This is a genomic window from Mycobacterium sp. E3198 (genome assembly GCF_001667015.1).
In the GTDB taxonomy this organism is placed as follows: Bacteria; Actinomycetota; Actinomycetes; order Mycobacteriales; family Mycobacteriaceae; genus Mycobacterium.
Genome location: NZ_LZIS01000092.1, coordinates 96539 through 106370 on the forward strand (window position 1 = coordinate 96539; position 9832 = coordinate 106370).

The following is a 9832-nucleotide window of genomic DNA, read 5'->3' on the forward strand; positions in this document are numbered from 1 at the left end:
GTGATTCTTGTTGGGCCGAATCGCATTTGGTCTTCTCCGTGCTAGGGCGCGAACGCGCAGATGAACCCGAGCGCTCGCTCGCATTCCTCCCGCGTCCGGAAGATGGGCGGTGGTGGCGGCGGCGGAGGTCCCTCGACGATGTTGTCGGGGCAACCGCCGTAATACCCGGGCGGGCACTGCTCGTGGTAGACGTGGCACACATTCAGGTCCCACCCCGTCGCCCTCAACCCGGGCCACACGTAATCGCCGGGGCACCAGCGCATTCCGGGGCCGTGGTAGCACCCCGTCCGCGACGAGCAGTGGTCGTCGTCGGCGCGGGCGGTCGCAGCGGCCGGCCCCGCGCCAACCGCCGCGACCCCGCCCGCGAGCACGGCGCTCGCGACCACCCACTTCAGGGCGTCGGTGGCGTACATGCCCCCAGGGTGACGCAGACCGCTTGCCGGATCTTCGCCGAATCCTTGCGAAATTCTTGCGTTCGTCGGATCACCGCGACATCGGCGCGTGCGCGGCTACCATCTGCCCATGGGCATCCCGAACCTCCCGCCGGGGTTCGACTTCACCGACCCCGACATCTACGCCCACCGGCTGCCGGTGCGGGAGCTGGCCGAGCTGCGCGCGACGGCCCCGATCTGGTGGAACGAGCAGCCCCCCGGCCAGGGCGGGTTCGGCGACGGCGGCTACTGGGTGGTGAGCAAGCACCGCGACGTCCGCGAGGTGTCGCTGCGCAGCGATGTCTTCTCGTCGGCCAAGAAGTCCATCGTGCCGCGCTATCGGGAAGACGTGGCCGCCGGGCAGATCGAGGCGGGCCGCGCGTCGATGATCATGATGGACGATCCCGAACACAGCCGGCTGCGCAAGATCGTCTCGCGAGCCTTCACGCCGCGCGCGGTCGAGCGACTGCGCGCCGACCTCGGCGAGCGCGCGGCGCGCATCGCCGCCGAGGCCGCCACCGCGGGGTCGGGCGACTTCGTCCGGCAGGTGGCCTGCGAGCTCCCGCTGCAGGCCGTCGCGCGCCTGCTCGGGGTGCCCGAGGAGGACCACGAGAAGCTGTTCGACTGGTCCAACAAGATGATCGGTAGCGACGACCCGGAGTTCGCCGAATACGACTCGCTGACGGCCGCGGGCGAGTTGATGTGGTACGCCATGCAATTGGCGGCCCGCAAGGCCGAAGATCCCGGTGATGACATCGTCACCGCGCTCGTCCAGGCCGACGCCGAGGGCCAGCGCCTCTCCGATGCCGAATTCGGCATGTTCGTGGTGACGCTGGGCATTGCGGGGAACGAGACGACGCGCAATTCGATCACCCAGGGGATGATGGCCTTCGCGGAACACCCCGAGCAATGGGAGCTGTTCAAGGCGCGGCGACCCAAGACCGCGGCGGACGAGATCATCCGCTGGGCCACCCCGATCACCGCGTTCCAGCGCACCGCGCTGCAAGACACCGAGCTCGGCGGCGTATCGATCGGGAAGGGCCAGCGGGTGGTGATGTTCTACCGCTCGGCCAACTTCGACGAAGAGGTCTTCGACGACCCGCACGCCTTCGACATCTTGCGCAGCCCGAACCCACATCTCGGGTTCGGCGGCACCGGCGCGCATTACTGCATCGGCGCCAACTTGGCGCGCATGACGATCGACGTGATGTTCAACGCGATCGCCGACCACCTCCCCGACCTGGCGTCGAGGGGAGAGCCCGAGCGGCTGCGGTCGTCGTTCATCAACGGCATCAAGCACTGGCAGGTCGAGTACCGGGGCGCCGCCGGGTAGCTCACTGATCCCCGCTCGTCGCCAGGCGTATCGGACCACATATGTATATCTGCGCATATATGCATTAGGGTTGGGTATACGAAACCCAATGACGAAAGGTGGAGGTGAGGAATTGTTCGATTTCAGCGAATCGGTAGTGATAGCGGCGCCGCACGAGCAGGTGTGGAGCGTGCTCAGCGACATCGACGGCTGGTGGTTGGCTTCCAACCACGAGCACGAGGGCCTCGAGCACTTGGATTCGTTGCCGCCGACGCAGGTGGGTGCGCGGCTGCGGATACGGGAGAAGATCGGCGGGATCCCCGGGGTCGCCGAGGGGACGATCACGGCCGTGGACCCGGGCACCGCTGTGACCTGGGAAGCCGACGCTTTGTATCGCTGGTTCGGCATCCCGCTGCGCGTCGGCGAGGGTGTCACGTGGCGGGCCGAGCCAGCCGGCGAGGCGAAAACGCGGGTCAGCGCCCGGGTGTGGGCCAGATTCCCGGAACACCTGGTGGGCCGCGTCGCCGCCTTCGCGTTCGTGCATCTACTCAACGGCATCGAAAAGGATCGCGAACACGCCAGAACCGAGCTGCGTTACCTGAAAAGCGTCATCGAAGACCCGCCGACGGCCTAGCCGGGGCACCGAAGCCGTTCCAGCACAGCGCATTCCGATCCGGGGCCGCCGGAACAGTCGTCCTTCGCGGCCTCGATCAGCCCGGCGATGCTGGTTTCGAGTGCACGCAGCTCCGCCAGTTTCGCGTGCACCGCCGCCAGGTGGGTCTCGGCCAAGTCACGCGCCTCCAGGCAGGAGCGGTCGTCGTCCCGGGCCAGCTCGACGAGGCTTCGGACCTGCTCGACGGGGAAGCCGAAGTCACGGCAGCGCCGGATGAAGGTCAGCCGTCGCACGTCGTCGCCGTCGTAGCGACGCTGACCGCCCACCCGCCTCGGGTGTGGCAGCAGACCGATCTGTTCGTAGTAGCGGATCGTGGGGGCGGTCGTTCCCGTTCTGTCGGCGAGCTCGCTGATTTTGAGAGCCATATCCCCATGGTCGCGCTCGCGCGCTTGACCCTCAACCCGCTTGAAGTACCACGCTGGAGTCATGAATGCAGATGACGAACCAGTCGAGCTCGCCTGCACGCTCTCGTCGGACGAACACGCCGCCCGCATCGCGTGGATCCGAGAACTCAATGAGGCCGCGCTGAGCGGCTACGACCGCGACGGCCACCGGATGCGATTGCGCTACCGCCCGGCGGCGGCGGCCCAGGCACGCGAACTCGTCCGTCGCGAACGGCGGTGTTGCCCCTTCCTGCGCTTCGCCACCGAGGAGCAACCGGACGCGTTCATCGTCATCATCGACGCCCCAACAGGACTCGACTCCGACGCGGACGCGCTGTTCGCGCCCTATGTTCCGGGAATGAAGCGATGATCGAAGTGATGCGCGAAAGCGGCGGGAACGTGCTGGGCCTGCGCGCGACGGGAAAATTGACCGTCGGCGACTACCGCGATGTGCTGGAGCCGGCGGTGCGAACGTTGCTCGACCGGTCTCGGACGCTCAAAGTGCTGTTCCTGCTCGATGAACCCTTCGGGGGCTGGGACCTGCGCGCCGCGTGGGTCAACACGGTCTTCGACGTCAAGCATCGCAACGACTTCGACAAGGTCGCGGTAGTGGGCGCGCCACGGTGGGAACAATGGTGCGTCAATGTCGCCGCGTCGCTGCTGATGCGCGGAGAGTTGCGGACCTATGACCGCGAACGGCTGGACGCCGCATGGCAGTGGGTGCGGCTGTAGGGATCAGACGCTTTGCTGGGGGCTGCCCACGTCGCGGCGGTCGCTGGTCGCGATGAAGTCCTCGATCAGCTCCACCACCTGGTTCGGCGCCTCCACCTGCGCGAAGTGGCCGACGTCGGGCAGGATTTCGAGCCTGGCGTCGGTGCGGGCCTCGTGGGCGGCGTACGCGTGATCGACGGGGATGATGCCGTCCCGCTCCCCCCAGATCGCCATCACCGGTAGCTGCTCGCGCAGCCGCAGCCTGCTGAGCGCGCTGACCGCCTGCCCGCGGTAGTCGACCACCGATCGCAGCGTCCGCAGGAACGACTGGCGCGTCTCGGAATCCGACAGCGACGAGTAGGCACTCCACAATTCGGCGCCCCGCGGCGAGTGAATCCCGGCGGTCCTCAACCAGGACCTCAGCCGGTTGCCGACGGACAGCACCGGCTTCGGCGCGATGACCGGCAGCACCAGCTCCGCCCCGGGCGCCGACAGCAACCGCAGCACCCACCCGACGTCGGGGCCCAGGCCGCCGCTGCTGATCAGGATCAACCGCTTGGCGTAGTCGGGGTGCTGGTACACGAACTGCATCGCGACCCCACCGCCGAGCGACTGACCGACCAGGGTGGCCTGGCTGACGCCGAGTTCGTCGAGCAGATCGCGAAGCCAGACCGCGAAGGCGCCCAACGAATAGTCCGTGCGGGGCTTCGCCGATTCGCCGTGACCGAGCAGGTCGGGGGCGATGACCCGGAACTTCTTCGACAGCGGCGGTATCACCGACCGCCACGTCTCCGAGCTGCCGGCCATGCCGTGGATGAGCAGCAGCACCTCGCCTTCGCCCTCGTCGCGGTAGGCGACCCGATCGCCGTGCAGCTCGAGAAACTTCACCTCGCTCATCGGCCCTGTGTACCCGCTCCACCCGGTTTTAGGGACGCGCGGCGTTGGAATCGTGACGAGAAACGCATCCGGGCGGCAAAGTGCCCGGGGCCTCAGCGATGATTTAGTCCATGACCGAGCCAGGCGCGGCCCGCGTGGCGGTCTACCTCGACTTCGACAACATCGTGATCTCGCGGTACGACCAGGTGAACGGGCGCAACTCGTTTCAGCGGGACAAGGCCGGCGGACTCGAGAAGTATCCCGAGCGCCAGTCCCGGGCCACCGTCGACGTCGGCGCGATCATCGATTTCGCGTCGTCGTTCGGGACGCTGGTGCTCACCCGCGCCTACGCGGACTGGTCGGCCGACGTCAACGCCAAGTATCGCGGGCAGCTGGTGGCCCGCGCGGTCGATCTGGTGCAACTGTTCCCGGCGGCGGCCTACGGCAAGAACGGCGCCGACATCCGGCTGGCCGTCGACGCGGTCGAGGACATGTTCCGGCTGCCCGATTTGACCCACGTGGTGGTGGTCGCGGGCGATTCGGACTACATCCCGCTGGCGCAGCGCTGCAAGCGGCTCGGCCGCTACGTGGTGGGGATCGGGGTGGCGGGCTCGTCGAGCCGGGCGCTGGCGGCCGCCTGCGACGACTTCGTCATCTACGACGCGCTGCCGGGGGTTCCGGTGCTCGAGCCCGAACCGGCGTCCGCCGACGCCGACACCGCCAAGCCGAAGAAGCGGACCGGACGATCCAAATCGGAGAAGCGCGACGAGCCGGACGAGCCGCCCGACCCGCAGGTCACCGCGACCGCGCTCCTGACGCGCGCGCTGCAGATCGGTCTGGAAAAGGACGACGTCGACTGGCTGCACAACTCGGCGGTGAAGGCCCAGATGAAGCGGATGGACCCCTCGTTCAGCGAGAAGTCCCTGGGATTCAAGTCATTCAGCGACTTCCTGCGGTCGCGTTCCGACGTCGTCGAGTTGGACGAAAGCTCGACGACCCGGATGGTGCGGCTGCGCGTCGAGGACTGAGCGTCTCCCCTACGCTGACCACCGTGACGCAGGACGTGGTTCGGCCCGGGCACTGGCTCACCCGCAACGTTCGCGTGCTGTCCGCGGTGTCGTTCCTGCAGGACACCGCCAGCGAACTGCTGTATCCGCTGCTGCCGATCTACCTCACGGCCGTGCTGGGCGCGCCGCCTTCGGTGGTGGGAGCGGTCGAGGGTCTGGGCGAGGGCGCGGCCTCGCTGACAAAACTCGCGTCGGGCCCGCTGGGCGACAGATTCGCCCGGCGCCCGTTGATCGCCACCGGTTACGGCATGGCGGCGCTCGGCAAGGTGATCGTCGCCGCGGCCGCGGCGTGGCCGGGCGTGCTCGCGGGCCGCGTCGTCGACCGGCTCGGCAAGGGCATCCGGGGCGCGCCGCGGGACGCGCTGCTGGTCGACGACGTGGCCGAGGCGGCGCGGGGCCGGGTCTTCGGCTTCCACCGCACGATGGACACCCTGGGCGCCGTCGTCGGCCCGTTGCTCGGGCTGGTGGGCTACGAGCTGCTCGACCACCGGATCCGGCCGTTGCTCTTTGTCGCGATCGTGCCCGCCGTCCTCAGCGTGGCCCTCGTCTTCCTCGCGAAGGAGCGCGGCCGCCGCGGCCCCCGACCGCAGCGGCAGTCCATGTGGGCCGGTGTTCGGTCGCTGCCACGACCGTACTGGCGGGTGACCGCACTCCTAGTCGCGTTCAGCGTCGTGAATTTTCCCGACGCCCTGCTGTTGTTGCGGCTCAACGAGGTCGGCTTCTCGGTGGTGGAGGTGATTCTCGCGTACGTCGGGTACAACGCGGTGTATGCCCTGGCCAGCTACCCGGCCGGGTCGCTCGCGGACCGCGTCGGCCGCCCGGCGCTGTTCGCGCTCGGTCTGGCGTTCTTCGCGATCGGCTACATCGGGCTGGGGCTGACCACCGACATCGTGACGGCATGGCTGCTGATCGGCGCGTACGGGTTGTTCACCGGGTGCACCGACGGCGTGGGCAAGGCCTGGATCTCGGGGCTGGTCGGCCCGGAGCATCAGGCCAGCGCGCAGGGCGTGTTCCAGGGCGGCACCGGACTGGGCGTGCTGGTCGCGGGGCTGTGGGCGGGCTTCCTGTGGGGTCCCAACGGCCAACTGCCCCTGCTCATTTCGGGTATCACGGGCGGCGTGTTCGCCGCGGCGCTGATCGGCGGGCACCTGACCCGCGGTGCGCGGCACGGGTAGCCGCCCGCACTGGCTAGACATTTTCCTTCCGGTGTATGGCGATGCTCGGCGCCGAGCCCGATATCGTTGACAGTCGGCCGGCCTGGCCATACGGTGTGGGAAAGTTGTCGCGAGGAGACCGTCATGACCGTCGGTGCCGCTCCCACAAGCATTTTCGCTGCCGACCTACCGACGTTGGAGTACGCCGCCGAGGAAACCCCTGCCGAGGTCTATCCCCGGCTGCAAGCGGCGCAACGCCGGGCTCCCGTCGCCATGGGGCCGTTCGGGCCCGAAGTGCTCTCCTACCGCCTGGTGCGTTCCGTGCTGCGCGACCCCCGGTTCCAGATCCCGCCCGGGCTGAACCTGCTCAGCCAGGGCATCAGCTCGGGCCCGCTGTGGGACAAGGTGGTCAACAGCCTCCTGGGCATGGAGGGCGACACCCACCAGCGGGTGCGCAGCCTGGCCTCGAAGGCCTTCACGCCACGGGCGACGCTGCGCCTGCACGACACGATGGTCGCCGTGATGAGCGAACTGGTCGACCGGGTCGCCGACACGGGCTGCTGCGACGTCGTCACCGACCTGGCCCGCCCCTACCCGGTCCCGATCATCTGCGCGTTGCTGGGCGCGCCGCGCGAGGATTGGCAACGGTTTTCCGCGTGGGCGGACGACATCTTCAAGGCCTTCAGCTTCACCGTCGACCTCCGCGACGTCGAGCCGGTCGTCATGCGCGCCTGGGGCGAGCTCGACGAGTACGTCGACGACATGGTGGCCCGCCGCCGGCACAGCCTCACCGACGACCTGCTGTCGGACCTGATCCGCGCCGAGGAGGACGGCGACCGGCTCAGCGCCGCCGAGCTGCGGATGATGGCCGGCGGCCTGCTGCTGGCCGGGACGGACACCACCCGCAACCAGGTGGCCGCGTCGGTGCATGTCCTCTGCGAGCACCCGGGGCAATGGGGATTGCTCAAGGAGCAGCCCGAGCTGGCGATGCGTGCGGTCGAGGAGACCATGCGCCACTCGCCGATCGCGTGCGGGACCCTGCGCCTGGTGACGCAGGACGCCGAACTCGACGGCTACCTTTTCCCCGCCGGTACCACGGTGCTGGTGAATACCGCTGCGGCCAACCGTGATCCGTCGGTCTACGCCGACCCGGACCGCGTCGACATCACCCGCGACGGGGCGCCCCCGATCCTGACCTTCGGCGGCGGCGTGCACTACTGCCTGGGCGCCAACCTGGCCCGCCGCGAGATCGCCGAGGCTCTGAACGTCATCGCGAGCCGGCTGCTGAACCCGCGCACCGCTGGGCCGGTTCCCTGGAAGCCGATGGTGAGCCTGAGCGGCCCGACGAGCCTGCCCATCGAGTTCGACGCGGACCGGTAGGCCCGGCGTATCGTCCCAACGGTGAACGCGCGCACGAACGCCGACGGCGCGGTGCTGGTGTCGGCGGACAACTTCATCCGGGCCGAAACCGACTTGTATTTCGGCAATGTCGTCAAGGGCGGCGGGTTCGGGAAGTTTATCCATTTCCGTCAGCCCACGCCGCTGGACCAGCAGCTGGTGGTGCGGTCGAACCGGGACACGCTGTATTCCCCGGGTATTTTCGACCTCGACGCCGGGCCGGCAACGATTTCACTACCCGATCCCGGCCGCCGGTTCATGTCGACGCAGGTGATCACCGAGGACCACTACGTTCCGGCGGTGTTCTATGGGCACGGCGAACACACCCTCACCCGTGACGGCATCGGCACGCGCTATGTGATGGTCGCCATCCGCACCCTGGTCGATCCGAACGACGCCGCCGATCTCGACGCGGTCCATGCGCTCCAAGACGCCATTGCGGTGCGGCAGGACGACGCCGGCAGCTTCGAAATTCCCGACTGGGATCCCGTCAGCCAGAACGCGGTGCGCGACGCGCTCCTCCAACTCTCGACCACGTTGCCCGACTCCAAGGGGATGTTCGGCACCAAGCAGGACACCGACCCGGTGCGACGGCTGATCGGCTCGGCGTCGGCCTGGGGCGGAAACCCGGAAAAAGACGCCATCTATTTCAGCGTCCGCCCGGCCGCCAACGACGGGGCGACCGCGTACCGGCTGGTCGTGGACGAGGTGCCCGTCGACGGGTTCTGGTCAGTGAGCGTCTACAACAAAGACGGCTACTTCTCCCCCAACCCGCAGAACGGTTACTCGCTCAACAACCTCACGGCACAACGCGCTGCCGACGGCAGCATCACGATTCAGTTCGGCGGCTGCGGCGCCGCGACGGCCAACTGCTTGCCGATCACGCCGGGATGGAATTACTTGGTGCGCCTCTACCGACCGCACGAGAAGATTCTCAGTGGCGAGTGGGATTTCCCTGCGGCCGAACCGCTTTCGTGATCCTCGCCGTCGACCTCGGCAAGACGTCCTGCCGGGCCGCGGCGGGCGGCCGGCGGGCCGAGGGCGCGGGGGCGCCGGGGCTGGCGGCGCCCGGCGGCGTACGGGCCGCGCAGGCGGCGATCCTGGCCTTGGCCAATGATTTAGCGCGCGAGGTCGGCCCCGTCGGCGAGGTGATCGTGGGCGCAGCCGGGGCGCTGGCGGCGCCCGGCGCGGCGCGCGAGCTGGGCATCGCGCTCTTGGCCGCGCTGCGCGCCGAGCGCGTCGCGGTGACCAGCGACGCCGTCATCGCCCACGCGGGCGCCCTCGACGGGAAGCCGGGCGTCGTGCTGGTAGTCGGCACCGGCGTCGTCGCGCTCGCGATCGGCCCCGACGGCGCGCTGCGGACCGCCGACGGCTGGGGGCCGTGGCTCGGCGACGAGGGCGGCGGGGCGTGGATGGGCGCCGCGGGCCTGCGGGCGGCGCTGCGCGCCCACGACGGCCGCGGCCCGTCCACCGCACTACTCGACGCCGCCCGCGCCCGCTTCGGTCCGCCGGAAACCTGGCCCGCGCGATTCGGGTCCGCCGCCGCGCTCGCCTCCTTCGCGCCCGACGTGCTCGCCGCGACGGGCGATGCCGCGGCCGGGGCGATCGTGGATGCCGCCGCCGCCGCGCTCGCCGCGACGGCCCGCGCGGCCGGGGACGGCCCGGTGGCGATGGTCGGCGGGCTGGCCGGCGTCGAGGCGCTGCGCGAGCGGCTCGACCTCGTCCCGGCCGCCGGCGACCCACTCGACGGCGCGCTGCGGCTGGGGGCGATCCACGAGCCGCACGTGATCCGCGTGTCCGCCGGCTCGGCCCCGCGCGGCCGCGACG

General features: G+C 69.5%; 12 protein-coding genes. 9 read left to right on the plus strand and 3 right to left on the minus strand.

The window, feature by feature from the left end; translation table 11 throughout:
• Positions 1-41: 41 nt before the first annotated feature.
• Positions 42-413, minus strand: coding sequence for a hypothetical protein (locus A5673_RS10210; protein ID WP_068230822.1), 372 nt, complete (start codon positions 411-413; stop codon positions 42-44).
• 109 nt (positions 414-522) lie between these two features.
• On the opposite strand from A5673_RS10210, the gene A5673_RS10215 reads away from it, so the two are divergent.
• Both A5673_RS10215 and A5673_RS10220 read left to right on the plus strand, forming a co-directional pair.
• Positions 523-1764, plus strand: a complete 1242-nt coding sequence (locus tag A5673_RS10215) for a cytochrome P450 (protein ID WP_068230874.1) — start codon at positions 523-525, stop codon at positions 1762-1764.
• An 88-nt stretch (positions 1765-1852) separates the two neighbouring features.
• The gene (locus tag A5673_RS10220; protein ID WP_082958653.1) at positions 1853-2377 is read left to right on the plus strand and encodes an SRPBCC family protein; all 525 of its coding nucleotides are present in this window, start codon (positions 1853-1855) and stop codon (positions 2375-2377) included.
• Here A5673_RS10220 and A5673_RS10225 read toward each other — a convergent pair.
• Positions 2374-2781 carry a helix-turn-helix domain-containing protein gene (locus A5673_RS10225; RefSeq protein ID WP_068230828.1) on the minus strand — a complete coding sequence of 136 codons (408 nt, stop codon included), beginning with the start codon at positions 2779-2781 and terminating at the stop codon, positions 2374-2376. The genes A5673_RS10220 and A5673_RS10225 overlap by 4 nt on opposite strands.
• 61 nt (positions 2782-2842) lie before the next feature.
• Here A5673_RS10225 and A5673_RS10230 point away from each other — a divergent pair, with 61 nt between their 5' ends.
• A complete protein-coding gene (locus A5673_RS10230; RefSeq protein WP_068230833.1) occupies positions 2843-3169 on the plus strand; it encodes a hypothetical protein in 327 nt (108 codons plus the stop codon).
• On the plus strand, positions 3166-3531 hold the full coding sequence (locus A5673_RS10235) for an STAS/SEC14 domain-containing protein (protein ID WP_068230837.1): 366 nt from the start codon (positions 3166-3168) through the stop codon (positions 3529-3531). Before A5673_RS10230 ends, A5673_RS10235 begins: the two co-directional genes overlap by 4 nt.
• Before the next feature lie 3 nt (positions 3532-3534).
• Here the strand turns inward: A5673_RS10235 and A5673_RS10240 are convergent, their stop codons facing one another.
• The gene (locus tag A5673_RS10240; RefSeq protein ID WP_068230840.1) at positions 3535-4407 is read right to left on the minus strand and encodes an alpha/beta fold hydrolase; all 873 of its coding nucleotides are present in this window, start codon (positions 4405-4407) and stop codon (positions 3535-3537) included.
• Positions 4408-4517: 110 nt separating this feature from the next.
• On the opposite strand from A5673_RS10240, the gene A5673_RS10245 reads away from it, so the two are divergent.
• From A5673_RS10245 to A5673_RS10265, 5 genes are all read left to right on the plus strand, one after another.
• A complete protein-coding gene (locus A5673_RS10245; protein WP_068230843.1) occupies positions 4518-5414 on the plus strand; it encodes an NYN domain-containing protein in 897 nt (298 codons plus the stop codon).
• 23 nt (positions 5415-5437) lie between these two features.
• Complete coding sequence (locus A5673_RS10250; RefSeq protein WP_068230846.1) at positions 5438-6628, plus strand: MFS transporter; 1191 nt, start codon at positions 5438-5440, stop codon at positions 6626-6628.
• Between the two features lie 123 nt (positions 6629-6751).
• Positions 6752-7987, plus strand: a complete 1236-nt coding sequence (locus A5673_RS10255) for a cytochrome P450 (RefSeq protein ID WP_068230850.1) — start codon at positions 6752-6754, stop codon at positions 7985-7987.
• Between the two features lie 57 nt (positions 7988-8044).
• Complete coding sequence (locus tag A5673_RS10260; RefSeq protein WP_068230877.1) at positions 8045-8983, plus strand: DUF1214 domain-containing protein; 939 nt, start codon at positions 8045-8047, stop codon at positions 8981-8983.
• The coding region (locus tag A5673_RS10265) for a BadF/BadG/BcrA/BcrD ATPase family protein (RefSeq protein ID WP_231970988.1) at positions 8950-9832 on the plus strand (883 nt) is incomplete at its 3' end. The genes A5673_RS10260 and A5673_RS10265, both read left to right, overlap by 34 nt.

Coding starts and splice junctions, on each gene's coding strand:
- A5673_RS10215 (WP_068230874.1), top strand. CDS start 523: ATGGGCATCCCGAACCTCCCGCCGGGGTTCGACTTCACCGACCCCGAC.
- A5673_RS10245 (WP_068230843.1), top strand. CDS start 4,518: ATGACCGAGCCAGGCGCGGCCCGCGTGGCGGTCTACCTCGACTTCGAC.
- A5673_RS10220 (WP_082958653.1), top strand. CDS start 1,853: ATGACGAAAGGTGGAGGTGAGGAATTGTTCGATTTCAGCGAATCGGTA.
- A5673_RS10225 (WP_068230828.1), bottom strand. CDS start 2,781: ATGGCTCTCAAAATCAGCGAGCTCGCCGACAGAACGGGAACGACCGCC.
- A5673_RS10210 (WP_068230822.1), bottom strand. CDS start 413: ATGTACGCCACCGACGCCCTGAAGTGGGTGGTCGCGAGCGCCGTGCTC.
- A5673_RS10235 (WP_068230837.1), top strand. CDS start 3,166: ATGATCGAAGTGATGCGCGAAAGCGGCGGGAACGTGCTGGGCCTGCGC.
- A5673_RS10240 (WP_068230840.1), bottom strand. CDS start 4,407: ATGAGCGAGGTGAAGTTTCTCGAGCTGCACGGCGATCGGGTCGCCTAC.
- A5673_RS10230 (WP_068230833.1), top strand. CDS start 2,843: ATGAATGCAGATGACGAACCAGTCGAGCTCGCCTGCACGCTCTCGTCG.
- A5673_RS10255 (WP_068230850.1), top strand. CDS start 6,752: ATGACCGTCGGTGCCGCTCCCACAAGCATTTTCGCTGCCGACCTACCG.